Below are 20,403 nucleotides of genomic sequence, written 5' to 3'. Positions count from 1 at the left end.
CCCGTATCTGTCATGACCCGAATTCAGTTCCGCCGCCTGGATGGCATCCTGCTGCTCGACAAGTCGACCGGCATGAGCTCCAACGCCGCCCTGCAGGTGGCGCGCCGCCTGTTCCGTGCCGAGAAGGGTGGCCACACCGGCAGCCTCGACCCGTTGGCCACCGGCCTGCTGCCGCTATGCTTCGGCGAGGCGACCAAGATCGCCGGCCTGCTGCTGGGTTCGGCCAAGGCGTACGATGCCGAGATCGTGCTCGGCCAGACCACGGATACCGATGATGCCGAGGGCCAGGTGCTGCTGCAGCGTCCGGTGCCGGCGATCAGCGCCGAGGCCCTGCAGGCTGCGCTGGCACCACTGACGGGGAACATCCGCCAGCGGGCGCCGATCTATTCGGCGCTGAAGCAGGGCGGTGAACCGCTGTATGTGAAGGCCCGCCGCGGCGAGGCCATCGAGGCCCCGGAGCGCGAGGTCCAGGTGCACGCCATCGAGGTACTCGAGCAGCAGCCGGAACGGCTGCGGCTGCGCGTGACCTGTGGCTCCGGCACCTACATCCGCAGCCTGGCACGCGACCTCGGCGAACGCCTGGGCTGCGGCGCCCATATCAGTGCGCTGCGCCGGCTATGGGTCGAGCCGTTCCGTGAACCGGTGATGGTCACCCTGGACCAACTGCGGGTGATGGCCGAGGCCGGCGACGAGGCGGGCATGGACGCGCTGCTGCTGCCGCTGGCGGCCGGCCTGGCCGAGTATCCGCGGGTCGACCTCGACGCCGCCCAGGCTCACCGTTTCTGCGTCGGCCAGCGCCAGCGTGACATGACCTGGCCGCATGGCCTGGTGGCCGTGTTCGGTCCGGACGATGCTGTCCAGGGCCTGGGCCAGGTCGACGACAGTGGCCTGCTGGCCCCGCAGCGCCGTTTCAACCTCTGACCGGGGCAGGGTGGTTCAGCCCCGGTCCTTGTCCCGGAAGCCCCTGGCCGTTACAATTTCGCGGCCGTTTTCCGGCAACCTGCCTCCCGCAGGTTTCATCCTCGTAGTCCACGGCGAGCCTGGCGGTGCGCGAAGCGCGTTCCTGCCGGCCACGCATCACAGAGAAAAAAGAAATGTCGATCGACACCCAGAAGGTCATTGAAGACAACAAGCGCAGCGCCGCTGACACCGGCTCCCCGGAAGTCCAGGTTGCCCTGCTGACCGCCCGCATCGAACTGCTGACCGGCCACTTCAAGACCCACAAGAAGGATCACCACAGCCGCCGCGGCCTGCTGCAGATGGTCAACCGCCGTCGCAGCCTGCTCGACTACCTGAAGAAGAAGGACGTCGAGCGTTACAAGGCCCTGATCGAAAAGCTTGGCCTGCGTCGCTAAGCAACGAATCCCCCGCGGCGCAGCGATGCGCCGCGGTTTTGTTTTGTAGCACCGCAATCCCCGATTCAGGCCGGAACGATCCGGCCACCCGCTGGCGGCAAGGGTCGCCGACGGTCCAAATTCGCAGACAGCATCCCCAAGGACACCCTCCGTGGCAAAAATCACCAAAACCTTCCAGTACGGCAAGCACACCGTCACGCTTGAGACCGGCGAAGTCGCCCGCCAGGCCAGCGGTGCGGTCATCGTCAAGATGGACGACACCGTACTGCTGGTCACCGCCGTCGCCGCCAAGAGCGCGCGCGAAGGCCAGGACTTCTTCCCGCTGACCGTCGATTATCAGGAAAAGTTCTACGCCGGCGGCCGCATCCCGGGTGGTTTCTTCAAGCGTGAAGGCCGTGCAACCGAGAAGGAAACGCTGATCTCGCGTCTGATCGACCGTCCGATCCGTCCGCTGTTCCCGGAAGACTACAAGAACGAAGTGCAGATCATCGCCACGGTCATGTCGCTGAACCCGGACGTGGACGGCGACATCCCGGCCCTGATCGGCGCCTCGGCTGCGCTGGCCCTGGCCGGCACCCCGTTCATGGGCCCGATCGGCGCTGCCAAGGTCGGCTACAAGAACGGCGAGTACATCCTGAACCCGACCGTCAGCGAACTGGCTGACTCGCAGCTGGAACTGGTTGTCGCCGGTACCTCCAACGCCGTGCTGATGGTCGAATCCGAAGCCGCGCTGCTGTCCGAAGAAGTGATGCTGGGCGCCGTGACCTTCGGTCACCGCGAAATGCAGAAGGTCATCAACGCGATCAACGAGCTGACCGTCGAAGCCGGCACCAAGCCGTCGACCTGGGAAGCCCCGGCCAAGAACGACGCGCTGATCTCCGCGCTGAAGGAAGCCATCGGCCCGCGCCTGGGCGAAGCCTTCCAGGTGCGTGACAAGCTGCAGCGCCGTGACGCCATCTCGGCGATCAAGAAGGACGTGTTCGAAGCCCTGGCCGGTCGTGTGGCCGCCGAAGGCTGGAACCCGGCCGAGCTGTCGAAGGAATTCGGCGAACTGGAATACCGCACCATGCGTGACTCGGTGCTGGACACCAAGGTCCGCATCGACGGCCGTGCGCTGGACACCGTCCGCCCGATCACCGTGAAGACCGGCGTGCTGCCGCGTACCCACGGTTCCTCGCTGTTCACCCGTGGCGAAACCCAGGCCATCGTGACCATCACGCTGGGCACCGCCCGTGACGGCCAGGTCATCGACGCCGTTGCCGGTGAGTACAAGGAAAACTTCCTGTTCCACTACAACTTCCCTCCGTTCTCGGTGGGTGAGTGCGGCCGCATGATGGGCCCGAAGCGCCGCGAAATCGGCCACGGTCGTCTGGCCAAGCGCGGCGTGCTGGCTGTCATGCCGTCGCTGGAAGCCTTCCCGTACACCATCCGCGTCGTTTCGGAAATCACCGAGTCGAACGGTTCCTCGTCGATGGCCTCGGTCTGCGGCTCGTCGCTGGCGCTGATGGACGCCGGCGTGCCGGTGAAGGCCCCGGTGGCCGGTATCGCCATGGGCCTGGTCAAGGAAGGCGACCGTTTCGTGGTCCTGTCCGACATCCTGGGTGACGAAGATCACCTGGGCGACATGGACTTCAAGGTGGCCGGTACCGCTGAGGGCATCTCCGCCCTGCAGATGGACATCAAGATCGAAGGCATCACCGAAGAGATCATGAAGCAGGCCCTGCAGCAGGCCAAGGCTGGCCGTCTGCACATCCTGGGTGAAATGGCCCACGGCCTGACCGCTCCGCGTGAGGAGCTGTCGGACTACGCGCCGCGCCTGCTGACCATCAAGATCCACCCGGACAAGATCCGCGAAGTGATCGGCAAGGGTGGCTCGACCATCCAGGCCATCACCAAGGAAACCGGCACCCAGATCGACATCCAGGACGACGGCACCATCGTCATCGCGTCGGTCAACGCCATCGCTGCCCAGGCTGCCAAGGCCCGCATCGAGCAGATCACCTCGGACGTCGAGCCGGGCCGCATCTACGAAGGCAAGGTCGCCAAGATCATGGACTTCGGTGCGTTCGTCACCATCCTGCCGGGCAAGGACGGCCTGGTCCACGTGTCGCAGATCTCCAGCGAGCGCGTCGAGAAGGTCGGCGACAAGCTGAAGGAAGGCGATGTGGTCAAGGTCAAGGTGCTGGAAGTCGACAAGCAGGGCCGTATCCGCCTGTCGATGAAGGCCGTCGAAGAAGGCGAAGGCGCCAGCGCCGAATAATCGGTACTGCTGATCGTGCGGTGGGTGAGGACCGTTGGTCCTCACGCTTTCGCAAATGAAAAAGCGGGCTTCGGCCCGCTTTTTCTTTGCCTCGATGTTGTGAAGAGACGCTCATCCAGGTCGCTGCATGTCCTGCTGCAGTTCATGATCGCCGCCACGCAGCCATCGTTCTGTCACCGTTGCACGGATCGCGCCTGTCCATGGGACGACATGCCGCGACATCCGTACCGCAGCCCCATCGGTTTGCTAACGTGGCGGCGCCTTTGAACCGGGAGATCCCATGTTCCGCCAGACCGTGGCCGTCCTTGCCGTGCTGATTGCCGGTGCCTTGCCCATTGCCGCGCACGCAGCGCCCGCACAGCAGCCGATCTTCGGCGCCTATTACCCTGGTGGATCGGCCGAGCGCTATCCGGTGTCGAGCATTCCGGCCGAGCGCCTGACCCACCTGTTCTACGCGTTCTCCACCATCGAGGACGGCCGCTGCACGGTCGGTGCGGAAGCGCCGAAGAATTTCGCCGCACTGGCCGAACTCAAGAAGGCGCACCCGCACCTGCGCACGCTGATCTCCATTGGCGGCTGGGGCGCAGGCGGCTTCTCCGATGCGGCACTGACCGAAACCAGCCGCAAGCGCCTGGTCGACTCATGCATGGCGCTGTTCTTCGAGCGCCATGCAGGCAGCTTCGATGGTGTGGACATCGACTGGGAATTCCCGGTCAGTGGTGGGCCGAAGGAGCTGGCACACCGCCCGCAGGATCGCGCCAACCTGACCCGGCTTGCGCAGGCCTTCCGCCAGGCACTCGATGCGCGCGGTCGCAAGGTTGGCCAGCCGATGCTGCTGACCGCCGCGTTGGCCGCCGGTCGCCTGCAGACCGATGGCCCCTATGATCCGGCGGCGAGCTACGACCTGCCGGCGCTGGCCAGGGTGTTCGATTTCATCAACCTGATGAGCTACGACATGGGCACCGGCTTCTCGTCGGTGTCGACCTTCAATGCGCCCTTGCATGAGGTGCCGGCCGATTCGCTGGCGCCGGAGCTGCGCCGCTGGAACAACGTGGCCGGCGCCGTGCAGTACTACCGTGAACATGGCGTGCCGGCCGACAAGCTGGTGCTGGGCGTGCCGTTCTACGGGCGCGGCTTCAAGGTCACCGGCGATGCACCGGATGGCCTGTATCAGCCTTACAGCGCACCGGCCGACGCCGGCGACTGGCGGGTGATCAAGGCGCGCTATCTCGACCAGCCGGGCTGGACCAGGCACTGGCAGCCGCAGGCGCAGAGCCCGTGGCTGTACAACGCCGAACAGAAGGTCTTCATCAGCTATGAAGACCCGCGCTCGATCGGGCTGCGTGCGCAGTTCGCCCGCGAGCAGGGCCTGGCCGGGGTGTTCATGTGGGAGCTGACCGGCGACGACGAGCAGGCCAGCCTGCTCAACGCCATGCTCGGCCCGTGGCAGAAGGCGCGTATCGGCGATTGAGTCGCCTGCTGGCGCCGGGCCATGCCCGGCGACGCTTCAGTTCGCCCAGACGCTGTTCGGATCGCCGTTGCGGGCGCGGCGCTGGCTGGCGACGGCCAGGCGGGCGAAGCCGAAGGCCATGGCCAGCGCGATGGCATCGACCCAGAACAGCGGCCACTGGCCACGCCCGGCGGCGCGCCACAGCCAGTCACCATTGAGTGCACCGTGCAGGACCGGCACCAGTGCAGTGCTGATCGCTGCGGCCCACAGCAGTTCGCGCGCGGCCTGCGCGGGACGGCGCAGTGCAGCCCACAGCGCACAGGCTGCCCAGCTGCCGAAGCAGGCCCAGCGGATGCCGTGGTCGACCGCCGACGGTGCCAGCCGCTCCAGCACCAGTGCGGTGACGAACGCGATCGAGATCGCCACGCACAGGCCGATGCACACGCCGACCGTGGCCCGCGCCATGTTCACACCGGCACGTGGCTGTTGCGGCTGGCGACGCTTGCGCCGCGACTCGATCCACAACAGGTTGCCGGAGTAGAACAGGAACGCACCGCCGAGGCCGAGCAGGAAGTACAGCCAGACCACCACGCCGTTGCCGAACTCACCGAAGTGCAGCGCGTAGGCGGCGCTGAGCGTGGCGTGGTTGGCGTCGCGCTGGCCCGGCAGCTGGGAGGCCAGCAGGTCGCCGCTGGCCACGTCCAATGCCACGGCACCAAGCGGGCCGAGGGTGCCACTGGCCTCGCCGGTGATCTCGATCGTGGCGTTGGCATCGCCGCCATTGGCCAGCTTCAGGTAGGCCGGTTCAAAGTTGGCCACGCCCTGCGCGCGGGCCACTTCAAGTGCGCGCGCATGCAGCACGCGCAGGCTGCCCGGTGGCGCCGGAATTCCGCTGGCATCGCGCACCGGCGCAGTGTCCATCGCGGTCGGTACCGCCTGCAGCGCCTTGCCATCGTAGATCAGCGGATTGAGCAGGGCCATCTGCACGAACACCAGGCACAGCAGGGCGCCCGTGACCGCGAACATCAGGTGGAAGGGCAGGCTGAGCACGCCGATCACGTTGTGCGCGTCCTGCCACAGCTGCTTCAGGTTGCGACCCGGGCGCAGCGCGAACAGGTCGCCGAACAGCCTAGGCAGGTGGATCACCAGGCCGCTCAGCAGCGCCATGCCATACAGCAGGCTGACGACGCCCATCACATAGATGCCGGCCACCGGCAGGCCGAGGCTGTAGTGCAATTCGTTGACCAGTTCGGCCAGTCCGGTCTGCGGCGGCGCGGGGCTGCCGGCGATCTGGCCCGGCCAGGCGTAGCGCCAGCTGCCGTCGTCGGCCTGCCAGTACGCCAGGGGCTGCGGGTGTTCGGTACCGGGGAAGGTCATGCCAACGTGGCGGCGGGCCTCCGGGTGTGTCGCCAGTACGTCTTCCAGCAGATACTGCGCATCGTCCAGGCCCGCCGGCAAGGCGGTGGCGGCGCCCGGGGTCTGCCACAGCGGCAGGTCGTGATGGAACAGGGTCAGCGCACCCGCATAGAAGGCCACGAAAAGGCCGAAGCCGGCGACCAGGCCGACCCAGGTGTGCAGGGTGGTGAATGTGCGCAGCGTCTGCGAACTGAACTTCATGGGGGAGCTCTCATTGCACCGCGCCGGCCAGGCGCAGCAGCCCGAGCACGGCGAAGCCGGCTGCGGCGCTGCCCCCCAGAACCAGCCAGGCGCGCAGTGCGCTGCGGAAGCTGAACGCCCACAGGGCGGCCAGCATCCATAACGGGATGAAGGCGATCAGGGTCGGCACCAGTGCGCGCTGCCACGGGCCGGGCGGCAGCCAGGCCAGCAGGCCGGTCGCGGCGGCCGCAAGCAGGAAGCCAGCGATGATGCCGGCGATGGCGCGCGACCACATCACGGCGACTCCGTGCCCGGGCGATGCCAGGCGGCCAGCGCCGGCAGCAGCATCGCGGCGAGCATCCAGGTGCACAGCATCGCCACCAGACCGGCAGCGAAGCCGAGTTCGGCCATCCACAGCCACAATGCGGCAGCCGCGGCGACCAGGCCGATCTGGCGACCGAGGCGACCGGCGCGGCGCAGGCGCGGCCAACGGCAGTGCGGCGAGGCGGCATAGAAGGCCAGTGCCGAAAACATCGCTGCCAGCATGCCCAGGCTGCAGAAGCCCAGGGTGGAAAGGCCGACGGTGATCATTGCGGGCGGGCGCCGCGGCAGTGGGCCGGCGAACGCGGGGCACGGGCGGGGCCGGCGGGAGCCGGTCGGAGCGGGTGGCGCATCACGAGGTCCTGGGGGAAGCGGGCAGGCTGGCACGGGGCGGGCTGCGCGGACATGGTAATCATTGCGTTTTCACGCCGCCAGCGCCGGCCATTCAGCGGACCGTACGGCAGCCCTTGGGCTTTCCGGTGCGCTAGTTTAAGATCGTCGCAGACTCCTGACTGGAACAAGGTGGCCCGCGCCCAGCGCCGGCCGAGCGTGCGACATGAGCACTACCACCGCCCACTGTTGACCTGCCCCCGAAGGCCCTGTGTTCCAGGCGCCCTCGCGGCGCTTTTTTATTGCCCGGGCCGCGGCCCGGGAACGCTTTCCAGCCCGCCCCGCGGGCCCGCACGAAGCCAATGCGATGATCAACATTACCCTTCCCGACGGCAGCCGCCGCGAGTTCGAAAATCCCGTCAGCGTCATGGACGTCGCCCAGTCGATCGGTGCCGGCCTGGCCAAGGCCACCATCGCCGGTTCCGTCGATGGCGTGCTGGTCGATGCCAGCGACGTCATCGACCACGATGCCAGCCTGCGCATCATCACCGCCAAGGACGAGGAGGGCGTGGAGATCATCCGCCACTCCTGCGCCCACCTGGTCGGCCACGCCGTCAAGCAGCTGTACCCGGACGTGAAGATGGTGATCGGCCCGGTGATCGCCGAGGGCTTCTACTACGACATCTATTCCGAGCGCCCGTTCACGCCGGACGACATGGCCGCGATCGAGAAGCGCATGGGTGAACTGATCGCCCAGGACTACGACGTCATCAAGAAGATGACGCCGCGCGCCGAGGTGATCGAGATCTTCAAGGCCCGTGGCGAGGACTACAAGCTGCGCCTGATCGAAGACATGTCCGACGACATCCAGGCGATGGGCATGTACTACCACCAGGAATACGTGGACATGTGCCGGGGCCCGCACGTGCCGAACACGCGCTTCCTGAAGGCCTTCAAGCTGACCCGCATCTCCGGCGCCTACTGGCGCGGCGACGCGCAGAACGAGCAGCTGCAGCGCATCTACGGCACCGCCTGGGCCGACAAGAAGCAGCTCGAGGCGTACATCAAGCGCATCGAGGAAGCCGAGATGCGCGACCACCGCCGCATCGGCAAGCAGCAGGACCTGTTCCACCTGCAGGAAGAAGCCCCGGGCCTGGTGTTCTGGCACCCGAAGGGCTGGGCACTGTGGCAGGTGGTCGAGCAGTACATGCGCAAGGTCTACCGCAACAGCGGCTACGGCGAAGTGCGCTGCCCGCAGATCCTGGACGTGAGCCTGTGGAAGAAGTCCGGCCACTGGGACAACTACCAGGACAACATGTTCTTCACCGAATCGGAGAAGCGCACGTACGCGGTCAAGCCGATGAACTGCCCGGGCCACATCCAGGTGTTCAACCAGGGCCTGCACAGCTACCGCGACCTGCCGATCCGCTACGGTGAGTTCGGTTCCTGCCACCGCAACGAGCCGTCCGGCGCGCTGCACGGCATCCTGCGCGTGCGTGGCTTCACCCAGGACGACGGCCACGTGTTCTGCACGGAAAACCAGATCGAGTCGGAAGTGACGGCCTTCCACCAGCAGGCGCTGGCGGTTTACCGGCACTTCGGCTTCGACGAGATCCAGATCAAGATCGCGCTGCGTCCGGAATCGCGCCTGGGTGACGACGCGACCTGGGACAAGGCCGAAGGCGCGCTGCGCTCGGCACTGACCGCCTGTGGTGTGGAATGGCAGGAGCTGCCGGGCGAGGGTGCCTTCTACGGCCCGAAGATCGAGTACCACCTGAAGGACGCGATCGGCCGTACCTGGCAGCTGGGCACCATGCAGGTCGACTTCATGATGCCGGGTCGCCTCGGCGCCGAGTACGTGGACGAGAACAGCCAGAAGAAGCACCCGGTCATGCTGCATCGCGCCATCGTCGGCTCGATGGAGCGCTTCCTGGGCATCCTGATCGAGCACCATGCCGGCCAGTTCCCGGCCTGGCTGGCGCCGACCCAGGTGGTGGTGGCCAACATCACCGACGCCCAGGCCGACTACGTCTCGGGCGTGACCAAAACCCTTGCGGAGCAAGGCTTCCGCGTCAGCTCGGATTTGCGTAACGAGAAGATCGGCTATAAAATCCGCGAGCATACGTTGCAGCGCGTGCCCTACCTGCTGGTCATCGGTGACCGCGAGAAGGAGAATGGGGCTGTGGCGGTGCGTACGCGTTCTGGCGAAGACCTGGGCAGCATGAGCCTGCAGGCCTTCATCGAGCGGCTCCAGGCCGAGGGCGCGTAAGCAAAGGTCCGGTCCGGGCGCACAGGCACCCGGACCGGTTCGATACCCTTGGGAGAACGTAATATCAGCACCCCTGACAACAAACAGAACCGCAAGAATCAGGAAATCCGTGTGCCGCGCGTCCGCGTGATCGGCAGTGACGGAGAAATGATCGGCGTGTTGTCGCGCGACGAAGCGCTGTCCATGGCCGAAGATGAAGGCCTGGACCTGGTCGAGATCCAGCCGCAGGCCGATCCGCCGGTCTGCAAGATCATGGACTTCGGCAAGTTCAAGTTCGAAGCGCAGAAGAAGGCCAGCGAGGCCAAGAAGAAGACCAAGCAGGTCGAGATCAAGGAAGTGAAGTTCCGTCCGGTCACGGACGAGGGCGACTACCAGATCAAGCTGCGCAAGATGCGCGGGTTCCTTGAGGATGGTGACAAGATCAAGGTCAACATCCGCTTCCGTGGCCGTGAAATGAGTCACCAGGAACTGGGTCGTGAAATGGCCAACCGGATCGAGGCCGATCTGGGCGAGGACATCGTCATTGAATCCCGTCCGCGCCTGGAAGGGCGTCAGATGGTCATGATGATCGCGCCGAAGAAGAAGACCTGAGGCCTGACGGGCCGCCCTCCGGGGCGCCTGGCTGAACGGTTCAGGGTGAAGGGGCGCCATCGGCGCCCCTTCGCTTTTGCGGCAGGCCGGTGAATTGCCGTGAAAGGGTTGCAGGGGCTGGTGGCAGGGCGGTTTTGCCTGTATCATGCCCGGCTCGACCCACCCAGGACGGGTCGTACGCCGATCATGGCAGGACGGAAAGAGCGGCCCAGGCCGCCGCCAGATCAGTCAGAAACCAGGGTCATATCCCATCAAGGACATTGCAATGCCCAAGATCAAGACCAACCGGGCAGCGGCCAAGCGTTTCCGCAAGACCGCCTCGGGCAAGTACAAGTGCGGCCACGCCAACCGTAGCCACATCCTCACGAAGAAAGCGACCAAGCGTAAGCGTAATCTGCGTCAGACGGGCCATGTCCGTGCAGAAGACGCAGGCCGTCTGGACCGCATGCTCCCTTACCTCTGAGGAACTGAAAAATGGCACGAGTTAAGCGTGGCGTACAGGCGCGTCGCCGCCACAAGAAGATTCTGGATCTCGCCAAGGGCTATTACAACGCCCGTCGCAAGGTCTTCCGCGTCGCCAAGCAGGCGGTCATCAAGGCACAGCAGTACGCCTACATCGGCCGTAAGCAGAAGAAGCGCAACTTCCGTTCGCTGTGGATCACCCGTATCAATGCGGCTGCCCGCATCAACGGCCTGAGCTACAGCCGCTTCATGAACGGCCTGCTGAAGGCCGGCATCACCCTGGATCGCAAGGTCCTGGCTGACATCGCCGTGCACGACGCAGCCGGTTTTGCTGCGCTGGCCGAAAAGGCCAAGGGCGCGCTGGCGGCATAAGTCCTTCCCGATGCCGTAACCGTTCACTCGGAACGGTGTCAGGTCAAGGCAATGCATGGGGAAGGGCGCAAGTCCTTCCCCATTCTTTTTTGGGTCCCGGCGAGGCCATGGCGGCAGCGCGGGGACGGCGGTGGCGACAGGGGTCGGCCCTTCGCGCATCGCGATGGCAGATCGACTGGAGTTCCGGCCCCCCATGAGCGACATCCAATCCCTCACCACCCAGGCGCTGGCCGATGTGGCCGCCGCACAGAGCCCCGACGTGCTGGAACAGCTGCGCGTGGCCCTGCTTGGCAAGAGTGGCAGCATCACCTCGCAGCTCAAGCAGCTCGGTGCCCTGCCGGCCGACGAGCGCAAGGCCGCCGGTGAAGCGATCAACCAGGCTCGTGACGCGCTGACCCGCGCGCTGGGCGAGCGCAAGGCGCTGCTGGAAGACGCGGCGCTGGATGCGCGCCTGGCCGCCGAAGCCATCGACATCACCCTGCCGGGCCGCAACGGCGACCGCGCCGGCCTGCACCCGATCACCCGCACCCTGGAGCGCATCACCGGCATCTTCGGCCGGCTGGGCTACGAGCTGTCGGAAGGGCCGGAGATCGAGGACGACTGGCACAATTTCGAGGCGCTGAACTTCCCGCCGCACCACCCGGCGCGCGCCATGCACGATACCTTCTACTTCGGCGACGGCCGCCTGCTGCGCACGCACACCTCGGGCGTGCAGGTGCGCTACATGGGCGACCACGCGCCGCCGCTGCGCATGATCGCCGCCGGCAAGGTGTACCGCAGCGACAGCGACCAGACCCATTCGCCGATGTTCCATCAGGTGGAAGGCCTGCTGGTGGACGAGCATTCGACCTTTGCCGACCTGAAGGGCACGCTGGCCGAGTTCGTGCGCGCCTTCTTCGAGCGCGACTTCGAGATGCGCTTCCGCCCCAGCTACTTCCCGTTCGTTGAACCGGGCGCGGAAGTGGACATCGCCTGGCAGCAGCCCGATGGCAGCACCCGCTGGCTGGAAGTGCTGGGCTGCGGCATGGTCCATCCGAACGTGCTGCGCAACGTCGGCATCGATCCGGAGCGCTACACCGGCTTTGCCTTCGGCATGGGCGTGGAGCGCTTCGCGATGCTGCGTTACGGCGTCAACGATCTGCGCGCGTTCTTCGAGAACGACGTGCGATTCCTGAAACAGTTCGCGTAAGCCGCAACCATGTAGAGCCGAGCCATGCTCGGCTGCTCCTAAATTCGCAGGCCCAGGCGCATGCGCCGGGCCCACCAGGGTGACACCATGAAATTCTCTGAAAACTGGCTGCGCAGCCATGTCCCGACCGGCGCCTCGCGCGATGAACTGAGTGCAGTGCTGACCGCCATCGGCCTGGAAGTGGAAGACGTGACCGCGCTGGGCGAAGGCCTCGATCACGTGGTCGTGGCACGCATCGTCGAGGCCGTGCGCCATCCGGAAGCCGACCGCCTGCAGGTGTGCAGGGTCGATGCCGGGCAGGGCGAGCTGCTGCAGATCGTCTGTGGTGCGCCGAACGCCCGCCCGGGCCTGGTCGCGCCACTGGCGATGGTCGGTGCGCAGATCGGCGAGTTGAAGATCAAGCCGGCCAAGCTGCGCGGCGTGGAGTCCAACGGCATGCTGTGCTCTGCCAAGGAACTGGGCCTGGACAACGATGCCTCCGGCCTGCTGGAACTGCTCGATGACGCACCGGTCGGCCAGGCCCTGGTCGAGTACCTGGGCCTGCCGGACGCCAGCATCGAGATCAAGCTGACCCCGAACCGCGCCGACTGCTTCAGCCTGCGCGGCATCGCCTACGACGTCGCCGCCGCTACCCGCAGTGAAGTGCTGGATTTCGCTGCCGACGCCATTCCGGCAGTCGGCAGCCGTGAGCTGGCCATCCAGCTCGACGCTGGCGCCGAAGCGCCGCGTTACCTGGGCCGTGTCATCGAAGGCGTCAACGCTGCCGCCAAGACCCCGTTGTGGATGGCCGAGCGCCTGCGCCGCAGTGGCGTGCGTCCGGTCTCGCTGCTGGTCGACATCACCCAGTACGTGATGCTGGAACTGGGCCAGCCGATGCATGCCTACGACCTGTCCACCCTGCAGGGCAGCATTGCCGTGCGCCGTTCGCGCGCGGGCGAGACGCTGAAGCTGCTGGACGGCCGCGATGCCGCGCTGGACGACAGCTTCCTGGTGGTCACCGACGCCGATCGTGCGATCGGCCTTGCCGGCCTGATGGGCGGCTTCGACACCCGCGTCACCGACGCGACGACTGCCGTGTTCCTGGAAGCCGCGCACTTCGCGCCGGCTGCGATCATGGGCCGTGGCCGCAAGCTGGGCCTGCACACCGATGCCGGCCACCGCTTCGAGCGTGGCGTAGATCCGGCACTGCCGCGCACCGCCATCGAATACGCCACCCGCCTGGTGCTGGACCTGGCCGGCGGTACCCCGGCGCCGGTCACCGAGGCCGTGCGCGCCGATGACCTGCCGCAGCCGGCGACGATCGTACTGCGCCGCGCACGCATCACCCGCGTGCTGGGCATCACCATCGACGACGCCGAAGTCGAGCGCATCCTGCGCGCGCTGGGCATGGACGTGGCTGCCACGGCCGAGGGCTGGCAGGTCGCCGCGCCGAGCCGCCGCTTCGACATCGCCATTGAAGAAGACCTGATCGAAGAGCTGGCCCGCATCCACGGTTACGAGCAGATCCCGACCACGCTGCCGGGCGGTGCCTCGCGCGTGGCGATGCCGAGCGAGACCCAGTTGGACGCGCTGAGCGTGCGCCGCCAGCTGATCGCCCGCGACCTGCAGGAAACCGTCAATTTCGCCTTCGTCGACGACGCACTGCTGGCCCAGTGGCAGCTGCGCGACGGCCTGGTGCCACTGGCCAACCCACTGTCGGCCGAACTGGCGGTGATGCGTCCGTCGCTGCTGCCGGGCCTGGTCGCCACCCTGGGCCGCAACGCCGCCCGCCAGCTCGGCCGCGTGCGCCTGTTCGAGCTCGGCCGCGTGTTCGCCCAGCAGGCCGGAGATGGCCAACCGGCACCGCTGGAAACCCAGCGCGTGGCGGCAGCTGTCTGCGGTGAGGCCCAGGCGGTGCAGTGGGGCCTGCCGACCCGCAAGGTCGATTTCCATGACCTGAAGGGCGACCTGGAATCGCTGGCGGCTGCCAGTGGTGCGGTACTGGAGTTCCGCCCGTCGTCCCGTGCCTACGGCCACCCGGCGCGGTCGGCCGAGGTGTTCCGCGATGGCGTGCCGATCGGCTGGATCGGCCAGATCCACCCGCGCCTGGCCAAGGCGATGGAGATCGAAGCCGACGTCTATGCCTTCGAGCTGGACCTGGAACCGCTGACCGCCCGCCGCCTGCCGCGTGCCGGCGAGCTGTCGCGATTCCCGGCGGTGCGTCGCGACCTGGCGTTCCTGGTGCCTGAACAGGTGGCCTGGACCGATCTGGCGGCCACCGTCCGCCAGGCCGCCGGCCCGCTGCTGCGCGACCTGAACCTGTTCGATCGCTATGTTGGCCAGGGCGTCGAGCCGGGATTCAAGAGTCTCGCTATGGGCTTGATTTTGCAGGACAAGTCGCGCACTCTGACGGACCGCGACGTGGATGCGGTGGTGGCCGAGGCGGTCACTGCCATCGAGCGTGAACACCACGCCCGGATCCGCGGCTGAGCGGGCAGCACTCGGGGGTAGCAGGCAATGGCATTGACCAAGGCGGAGATGGCGGAAAAGCTGTTCGACGAAGTCGGTCTGAACAAGCGGGAAGCCAAGGAATTCGTCGACGCGTTTTTCGATGTGCTGCGTGAAGCATTGGAACAGGGACGTCAGGTGAAGCTGTCGGGCTTCGGTAATTTCGATCTGCGGCGCAAGAACCAGCGCCCGGGTCGCAACCCCAAGACCGGCGAGGAAATTCCGATTTCCGCCCGTACGGTGGTCACCTTCCGGCCGGGCCAGAAGCTCAAGGAGAGGGTGGAAGCTTATGCTGGATCCGGGCAGTAACCGCGAACTACCGCCGATCCCGGCCAAGCGCTACTTCACCATCGGTGAAGTCAGCGAGCTGTGCGACGTCAAGCCGCACGTCCTGCGCTACTGGGAAACCGAGTTTCCCAGCCTTGAGCCGGCCAAGCGCCGAGGCAACCGCCGCTACTACCAGCGCCATGACGTGCTGATGGTGCGGCAGATCCGCAGCCTGCTGTACGAACAGGGCTACACCATCGGTGGTGCACGCCTGCGCCTGGAGGGTCCCGATGCCCGCGAGGAATCGGCGCTGAGCAACCAGATCATCAAACAGGTGCGCATGGAGCTGGAAGAAGTGCTGCAGTTGCTGCGCCGCTGATCCTATTTCCATCGTAATCCGCTATACTTCACGGCCCGCCGCACTGGCGGGCACATCGCAGCATCAGTCGGGGCGTAGCGCAGCCTGGTAGCGCATCTGCCTGGGGGGCAGAGGGTCGTCGGTTCGAATCCGGCCGTCCCGACCACTGTGATGAATCAAGAAGCCCGCGCAGCGATGCGTGGGCTTTTTTGTGCGTGCGGTGTATGCTGCGCGCCACTCGTACTACCGCGGCTGCTGAACCCGGTACTCACGAGAACACATCATGGAATCTGCAAGAAACCGTGCCTGGCGTCGCAGCCAGGCCCGCAACCGTGGTGGCGACCGCGCCACGACGGCCTACCGCTACAAGCCCGAGAAGAACTGGAAGCTGTTGTATACGCGCGATGCCAAGCTCGCGCGTGCACGCCAGCTGGGCTTCACCTATCCGGTCTTCAGCGCCCGCCAACTGCAGGAACAGGAATGATCAACCTGCTGTTCGTCTGCAGCCGCAACCAGCTGCGGAGCCCGACCGCCGAAGCCATGTGGCGACGGCGGCCCGGCTTCAACGCGAAGTCGGCCGGCACCAGCCCGCACGCACGACGCCCCATCGGCCCGGCGGATATCCGCTGGGCCGATGTCATCTTCGTGATGGAGGCCAAGCACCAGCATCGCCTGCAGGCCGCGTACGCGCGCCTGCTGGAACACAAGCGCCTGCATTGCCTGGATATCCCCGACGACTATCGCTGCATGGATCCGGTATTGATGGACCTGCTGGACGCAAAGGTGACCATGTATCTCGATCAGCTGCCGGAAAAGCGGTAGATCAGCTCCGGATCGCCTTCGTCCAATCCATGCACGATGCCGCTGTCGATGAAACCCGAGGCGGGCATCACCTCGCGGATATGCAGCATCGTCGAGGAAAGATCGGCTGTGCCATCGCAGGCTCCTGGACTGGATGCGCCCAGCCCATCGATCACCTCGGCCGTGTCTGCGTATCCGCCACAGCCAGCGTGTGGTCGGCAGTCAATACACGCGGAACTCGGCACGGCAGCCGTCGCTGACCCACACCCCCCGGCGGTCCCAGCCCCAGTTGCGGTCCTCGACGCACGGCGTCACCGACTTCTGCTTGACCAGGCGCACTCCATGGCGCACCCGGATGCGGCATTCCTTGTCCTTCTGTTCGTAGGACTCGCAGACCAGGCGCTCGCCGTCGTCATCCCGGTCACGGTCCCGGCCGCGCCCCGGCCAGCGGCCGCGTCCCTGTTCGTCGGCCACGAACTCAGCGCGGCAGCCTTCGGTGACCCAGAGCATTCGGCGGCTCTGGCCCCAGTTCTGGTCCTCGACGCAGCGGGTGACCGACAGCTGCCTGGCCATGCGCATGCGGCCTTCGATCGGGCACTGCTGGGTCTTGTTGAACTGCGACTCGCAACGCAGCGGCGGAATGTGATCGCTGACGTAGTCCTGGGCGGCCACCGTGGTGGCCCCCAGCAACAGGGCCAGGGCGGAGGTGGAAATCGGCAGCAACAGGCGATGGGTCATGGAGAGCCTAGGCAGAGGGAATGGGCCGCAAGAATGGACCAGCCCGAGGCCGTCGGAACGGATCGTTCCGGCGCTGGCTCAGTGGGGATTTAGTAGTGCGCACCGGCCCATGCAGGGCCTTACATCCCTTATCATCGCGGCACATCCGATCGCATCGGCTTACACCTTCTTACATGTCTCCCACGCATGCCGGCGCAGCCTGTGGCTGCCGTCACTGGCGTGCAGCCGGCTTGCGGAGGAGGATGCGCGGACCACGACGACCACAGGGGGTTGCGTTGATCAGCAGTACCGTCATTCATCGCTCGGCTGGCGCAGAGGCCGGGCAGGTGCGTGTCCTGGACACCACGTTCAAGGGCAAGCATGTGTTCATTGCGTGGGGCCTGCGCGGGCCGGAACTGACCCGCAGCGCAGACCCGCCCGCCACCGTGGCTGCGCGCAAGGCGTTGCACGCCGTGGCTGGCCACAGCGAAGGGCCGCGCAGCCCGGAGGTGTTCATCGCCAACCAGTCGGCGGTGGCGATTACCGTCTATCGACTGCTGACCGAGGCGCGTTCGGGTGATGCCATCTTCTTCCTGTGTGATTCGCAGGCCGTGGTCGACTGGCTGATCACCGCCCTGGAAGTCCAGGGCGAAGGCTGACGCTGCGCGCGGTCAGGCCAGCGCAGCGTCCACCGCCGCAAGCGCGTGCAGGGTGGTGGTGTCGAACAACGGCACCGCACTGTCTTCTGGGCGCACCAGCAGCATGATCTCGGTACAGCCGAGGATGATCGCTTCGGCGCCGCGCGCGACCAGGCGCGCGATCACGCCGGCGTAGGCCTGCCGTGAGTGCTCGCTGACCACGCCGGCGATCAGCTCCTGGTAGATGATGTCGTGCACGCAGCGGCGATCATCAGCCTCCGGAACCAGTACCTGCAGCCCGAAGCGGTCCTGCAGCCGGTCGCGGTAGAACGCCTGCTCCATGGTGAAGGCGGTGCCGAGCAGTCCCACCTTGCGGATGCCTGCCTGCAGGATCGCCGTGGCGGTCGGGTCGGCGATATGCAGCAAGGGCAGCGGGCACTCGGCTTCGATCCGGTCGGCCAGCGTGTGCATGGTGTTGGTGCAGATCACCAGCAGCTCGGCGCCACCGGCCTGCAGTCGCCGCGCGGCATCGAGCATGTGGTTGCCCAGCACATCCCACCGACCATCGTGCTGCAACTGCTTGATGCCGGCGAAATCCACCGACCACAGCAGCAGTTGCGCCGAATGGGCGCCACCGAGGCGGTTCCGCACCGCCTCGTTGATGAGACGGTAGTACTGCGCCGAGCTTTCCCAACTCATCCCGCCGATCAGGCCAAGGGTCTTCATGCACTGCTCCATGCCAGGGAGTCGTCATTGCAGCACAGCAGGTGTGGCAGTTGCACCATACATTAGTGACTGCTAATGTGTTGATCATGATCGAGAACGCCCTGTTCAAGGCGCTGGCTGACCCCACCCGCCGCCACATCTTCGAAAAGCTGGCCGATGGTGGGCGGCATGCCAGCGCGCTACGCGAGGGCATTGCGATCAGCCAGTCTGCGATGTCCCAGCACCTGGCAGTGCTGCGCGATGCAGGGCTGGTGCGTGAGCAGCGCCAGGGGCGCTTCGTCCACTATGAAGTCGATCCGCGCGGGCTGGCCCACATCGGACGCTGGCTGCAGCGATACCGGGCCTACTGGCCGGCGCGGATGTCCGCACTGCAGAACCTGCTGGAGGAGATGGACTGATGGACGATGTACTGAAGGAAGCGGCTCCCGCGCTGGTGATGGAGCAGCGGTTGCCTGCGCCGCCGGAACGGGTCTGGCGCGCACTGTTCGACCCGGCACTGCGTGAGCGCTGGTTGCCTGCCGCCGATCTTGCCGATCCACAGCCCTGCCTGTGCGAGGAGGGGCGGGAGCTGGGATTCCGCTTGCGCGATGCACAGCCCCCACATCTGCACAGCCTTGTGTGTTTTCGGCTGCGCGCTGATGAGGATGGGGGAACGGTGCTGACCATCGTGCATCGGCTCACCGACCGGCGCGCGCTGATACCGCCGGCGTCCAACGATGACCATCGCACGGTGATGCGCGCGGCTTGAGCCGGCGCCTGGATCGAACGCTACAGGGAGCAGGCACATGCGGGACAGAATGCAGCTGGTACCGATGGTGGTGGAACGCAGCGAGCGCGGTGAGCGCTCCTATGACATCTACTCGCGGCTCCTGCGCGAGCGCATCATCTTTCTCAACGGCGAAGTCGATGACACCGTATCGGCGCTGGTCTGCGCGCAACTGCTGTTCCTTGAATCTGAAAATCCGGAGAAGCCGATCCATCTGTACATCAATTCGCCGGGTGGGGTGATCTCCAGCGGCCTGGCGATGTACGACACGATGCAATACATCTCGGCCCCGGTGCATACGCTGTGCATGGGCACCGCGCGGTCGATGGGTTCGTTCCTGCTGATGGCCGGCGAGCCGGGTCACCGCGCGGCGCTGGCCAATGCCAGCCTGCATGTGCACCAGCCGCTGGGCGGGGTGCAGGGCCAGGCTTCGGACATCTTCATCCACGCCGAGGAGATGCAGCGCACCAAGCAGCGCATCACCCAACTGTATGCGCGGCATTGCGGACGCAGTTTCGAGGAGGTCGAACAGACCCTGGACCGTGATCGGTTCATGAGCGCCGAGCAGGCATGCGAATGGGGCCTGATCGACCAGGTACTGGTACGGCGCGACGCGCTCGCGGCCTGAGCCTGCCTCTGTAACCACCGCATCCATGCTGCACTGTGTGTGCCGCGCCAGGCCGGCGCGCTCTATGCTGGTTAGATGTTCTGAAGTGGACGCCCGATATGGCCCTGCATACCTGGTGGTGGTTCGTGGCCACGGTCTTCGTGCTGTGCGGGACGCCCGGGCCGAACATGCTGCACATCCTTGGGCGCAGCGTCGGGCTGGGGTTCCGTGGCAGTGTGCCGGCCATGGCCGGCTGCCTGCTGGCGATGCTGCTGGTGCTGGCGGCTTCCGCAGCGGGCCTGAGTGCGCTGCTGCATTCCTCGCCCATGCTGTTCGAGGTGCTGCGCTATCTCGGTGTGGCCTACCTGGCCTGGCTCGGCATCAAGGCCTGGCGTGACAGTTGCCGGCCCGCACCCGCAGTGGTCGATGCTGCCGAGGTCACACTGGCGCCGGTACATGGCGCAGGAACGGTGTTCCGCGGCGGCCTGTGGGTTGGCCTGAGCAATCCCAAACTACTGCTGTTCGCCGCAGCGTTCCTGCCACAGTTCGTCGATCCGTCGCGCAGCCAGGCCGTGCAGTACAGCGCGCTGGTGGCGACCTTCGCGGCCTGCGAACTGTTCTGGTACGTGATGTATGCGGCCGGTGGCCACGGCCTGCGCCGTTGGCTTGCCAAGCCATTCGCACGGCGCTGGTTCGAGCGGCTGGTGGGAAGCGTGTTCCTGGCCTTCGCAGTGGCGCTGCTGCGCTTCCGGCCGCGTTGATTCACGCCGCACACGCGGCCCGTTCACGAGCGCCGCATCGGTGGCGGCCTAGCCTGATCGCACCGTTTGCATTCCCTGCA

25 protein-coding genes and 1 tRNA gene are annotated in these 20,403 nt (G+C 66.2%); 20 read left to right on the top strand and 6 right to left on the bottom strand.

The window, feature by feature from the left end; genetic code table 11:
- Positions 1-12 precede the first annotated feature (12 nt).
- The 4 genes from truB (at position 13) to AB839_RS01945 (ending at position 5,086) form a co-directional block, all read left to right on the top strand.
- Positions 13-921, top strand: coding sequence for a tRNA pseudouridine(55) synthase TruB (gene truB / locus AB839_RS01960; RefSeq protein WP_061478095.1), 909 nt, complete (start codon positions 13-15; stop codon positions 919-921).
- Between the two features lie 173 nt (positions 922-1,094).
- Complete coding sequence (gene rpsO / locus AB839_RS01955; protein ID WP_005417886.1) at positions 1,095-1,355, top strand: 30S ribosomal protein S15; 261 nt, start codon at positions 1,095-1,097, stop codon at positions 1,353-1,355.
- A gap of 151 nt (positions 1,356-1,506) precedes the next feature.
- Positions 1,507-3,615 (top strand): polyribonucleotide nucleotidyltransferase, encoded by a 2,109-nt coding sequence (gene pnp, locus AB839_RS01950; protein ID WP_005417884.1) that lies wholly within the window; start codon positions 1,507-1,509, stop codon positions 3,613-3,615.
- Positions 3,616-3,895: 280 nt separating this feature from the next.
- On the top strand, positions 3,896-5,086 hold the full coding sequence (locus AB839_RS01945; RefSeq protein WP_061478094.1) for a glycoside hydrolase family 18 protein: 1,191 nt from the start codon (positions 3,896-3,898) through the stop codon (positions 5,084-5,086).
- 36 nt (positions 5,087-5,122) lie between these two features.
- On the opposite strand, the gene AB839_RS01940 is transcribed toward AB839_RS01945, so the two are convergent.
- The 3 genes from AB839_RS01940 to AB839_RS01930 are packed head-to-tail and all read right to left on the bottom strand — an operon-like array spanning position 5,123 to position 7,252.
- The gene (locus AB839_RS01940; RefSeq protein ID WP_061478093.1) at positions 5,123-6,682 is read right to left on the bottom strand and encodes a PepSY-associated TM helix domain-containing protein; all 1,560 of its coding nucleotides are present in this window, start codon (positions 6,680-6,682) and stop codon (positions 5,123-5,125) included.
- Between the two features lie 10 nt (positions 6,683-6,692).
- On the bottom strand, positions 6,693-6,956 hold the full coding sequence (locus AB839_RS01935; protein WP_061478092.1) for a hypothetical protein: 264 nt from the start codon (positions 6,954-6,956) through the stop codon (positions 6,693-6,695).
- Positions 6,956-7,252, bottom strand: a complete 297-nt coding sequence (locus AB839_RS01930) for a hypothetical protein (protein WP_005410439.1) — start codon at positions 7,250-7,252, stop codon at positions 6,956-6,958. Before AB839_RS01930 ends, AB839_RS01935 begins: the two co-directional genes overlap by 1 nt.
- 427 nt (positions 7,253-7,679) lie before the next feature.
- Here AB839_RS01930 and thrS point away from each other — a divergent pair, with 427 nt between their 5' ends.
- The 11 genes from thrS to AB839_RS01880 all read left to right on the top strand — a co-directional run bounded on the left by thrS (position 7,680) and on the right by AB839_RS01880 (position 16,129).
- A complete protein-coding gene (thrS, locus tag AB839_RS01925) occupies positions 7,680-9,581 on the top strand; it encodes a threonine--tRNA ligase (RefSeq protein ID WP_053499247.1) in 1,902 nt (633 codons plus the stop codon).
- 48 nt (positions 9,582-9,629) lie between these two features.
- Complete coding sequence (infC, locus tag AB839_RS01920) at positions 9,630-10,172, top strand: translation initiation factor IF-3 (protein ID WP_019660568.1); 543 nt, start codon at positions 9,630-9,632, stop codon at positions 10,170-10,172.
- A 265-nt stretch (positions 10,173-10,437) separates the two neighbouring features.
- On the top strand, positions 10,438-10,635 hold the full coding sequence (rpmI, locus tag AB839_RS20910) for a 50S ribosomal protein L35 (RefSeq protein ID WP_005410436.1): 198 nt from the start codon (positions 10,438-10,440) through the stop codon (positions 10,633-10,635).
- Between the two features lie 11 nt (positions 10,636-10,646).
- Entirely contained in the window at positions 10,647-11,006 is a 360-nt protein-coding gene (gene rplT, locus AB839_RS01915) for a 50S ribosomal protein L20 (RefSeq protein WP_005410435.1), read from the top strand.
- Positions 11,007-11,199: 193 nt separating this feature from the next.
- Positions 11,200-12,195, top strand: coding sequence for a phenylalanine--tRNA ligase subunit alpha (locus AB839_RS01910; RefSeq protein ID WP_005417865.1), 996 nt, complete (start codon positions 11,200-11,202; stop codon positions 12,193-12,195).
- Between the two features lie 87 nt (positions 12,196-12,282).
- A complete protein-coding gene (gene pheT / locus AB839_RS01905; RefSeq protein WP_061478103.1) occupies positions 12,283-14,664 on the top strand; it encodes a phenylalanine--tRNA ligase subunit beta in 2,382 nt (793 codons plus the stop codon).
- A gap of 27 nt (positions 14,665-14,691) precedes the next feature.
- Positions 14,692-14,991: an integration host factor subunit alpha gene (locus AB839_RS01900; RefSeq protein WP_005410432.1), complete on the top strand. Its 300-nt coding sequence runs from the start codon at positions 14,692-14,694 to the stop codon at positions 14,989-14,991.
- Entirely contained in the window at positions 14,972-15,328 is a 357-nt protein-coding gene (locus AB839_RS01895; RefSeq protein WP_053518690.1) for a MerR family transcriptional regulator, read from the top strand. The genes AB839_RS01900 and AB839_RS01895 overlap by 20 nt, the downstream gene beginning before the upstream one ends.
- A 68-nt stretch (positions 15,329-15,396) precedes the next feature.
- Positions 15,397-15,473: transfer RNA gene (locus tag AB839_RS01890), tRNA-Pro, on the top strand.
- 117 nt (positions 15,474-15,590) lie between these two features.
- On the top strand, positions 15,591-15,791 hold the full coding sequence (locus AB839_RS01885) for a hypothetical protein (RefSeq protein WP_061478091.1): 201 nt from the start codon (positions 15,591-15,593) through the stop codon (positions 15,789-15,791).
- Complete coding sequence (locus AB839_RS01880; protein ID WP_061478090.1) at positions 15,788-16,129, top strand: phosphotyrosine protein phosphatase; 342 nt, start codon at positions 15,788-15,790, stop codon at positions 16,127-16,129. The genes AB839_RS01885 and AB839_RS01880 overlap by 4 nt, the downstream gene beginning before the upstream one ends.
- On the opposite strand, the gene AB839_RS22065 is transcribed toward AB839_RS01880, so the two are convergent.
- Both AB839_RS22065 and AB839_RS01875 read right to left on the bottom strand, forming a co-directional pair.
- Positions 16,108-16,284 carry a hypothetical protein gene (locus AB839_RS22065; protein WP_181357879.1) on the bottom strand — a complete coding sequence of 59 codons (177 nt, stop codon included), beginning with the start codon at positions 16,282-16,284 and terminating at the stop codon, positions 16,108-16,110. The two genes, AB839_RS01880 and AB839_RS22065, sit on opposite strands and share 22 nt — an antisense overlap.
- A gap of 46 nt (positions 16,285-16,330) precedes the next feature.
- Positions 16,331-16,846, bottom strand: coding sequence for a DUF3011 domain-containing protein (locus AB839_RS01875; RefSeq protein ID WP_061478089.1), 516 nt, complete (start codon positions 16,844-16,846; stop codon positions 16,331-16,333).
- A gap of 242 nt (positions 16,847-17,088) precedes the next feature.
- On the opposite strand from AB839_RS01875, the gene AB839_RS01870 reads away from it, so the two are divergent.
- Positions 17,089-17,484, top strand: a complete 396-nt coding sequence (locus AB839_RS01870; protein ID WP_061478088.1) for a hypothetical protein — start codon at positions 17,089-17,091, stop codon at positions 17,482-17,484.
- A gap of 12 nt (positions 17,485-17,496) precedes the next feature.
- Here AB839_RS01870 and AB839_RS01865 read toward each other — a convergent pair whose 3' ends face one another.
- Positions 17,497-18,189 carry an aspartate/glutamate racemase family protein gene (locus AB839_RS01865; RefSeq protein ID WP_061478087.1) on the bottom strand — a complete coding sequence of 231 codons (693 nt, stop codon included), beginning with the start codon at positions 18,187-18,189 and terminating at the stop codon, positions 17,497-17,499.
- Between the two features lie 86 nt (positions 18,190-18,275).
- On the opposite strand from AB839_RS01865, the gene AB839_RS01860 reads away from it, so the two are divergent.
- The 4 genes from AB839_RS01860 (at position 18,276) to AB839_RS01845 (ending at position 20,323) form a co-directional block, all read left to right on the top strand.
- Positions 18,276-18,587 (top strand): metalloregulator ArsR/SmtB family transcription factor, encoded by a 312-nt coding sequence (locus tag AB839_RS01860; protein ID WP_005417843.1) that lies wholly within the window; start codon positions 18,276-18,278, stop codon positions 18,585-18,587.
- Positions 18,587-18,937, top strand: coding sequence for a polyketide cyclase (locus AB839_RS01855; protein WP_049413658.1), 351 nt, complete (start codon positions 18,587-18,589; stop codon positions 18,935-18,937). The genes AB839_RS01860 and AB839_RS01855 overlap by 1 nt, the downstream gene beginning before the upstream one ends.
- A gap of 37 nt (positions 18,938-18,974) precedes the next feature.
- Positions 18,975-19,583, top strand: a complete 609-nt coding sequence (locus AB839_RS01850) for an ATP-dependent Clp protease proteolytic subunit (RefSeq protein WP_005417839.1) — start codon at positions 18,975-18,977, stop codon at positions 19,581-19,583.
- Positions 19,584-19,681: 98 nt separating this feature from the next.
- On the top strand, positions 19,682-20,323 hold the full coding sequence (locus tag AB839_RS01845) for a LysE family translocator (protein WP_061478086.1): 642 nt from the start codon (positions 19,682-19,684) through the stop codon (positions 20,321-20,323).
- Positions 20,324-20,403 lie beyond the last annotated feature (80 nt).

This window comes from Stenotrophomonas sp. DDT-1 (genome assembly GCF_001580555.1).
GTDB lineage: Bacteria > Pseudomonadota > Gammaproteobacteria > Xanthomonadales > Xanthomonadaceae > Stenotrophomonas > Stenotrophomonas sepilia.
This window is presented reverse-complemented; position numbering and strand designations above follow the sequence as displayed.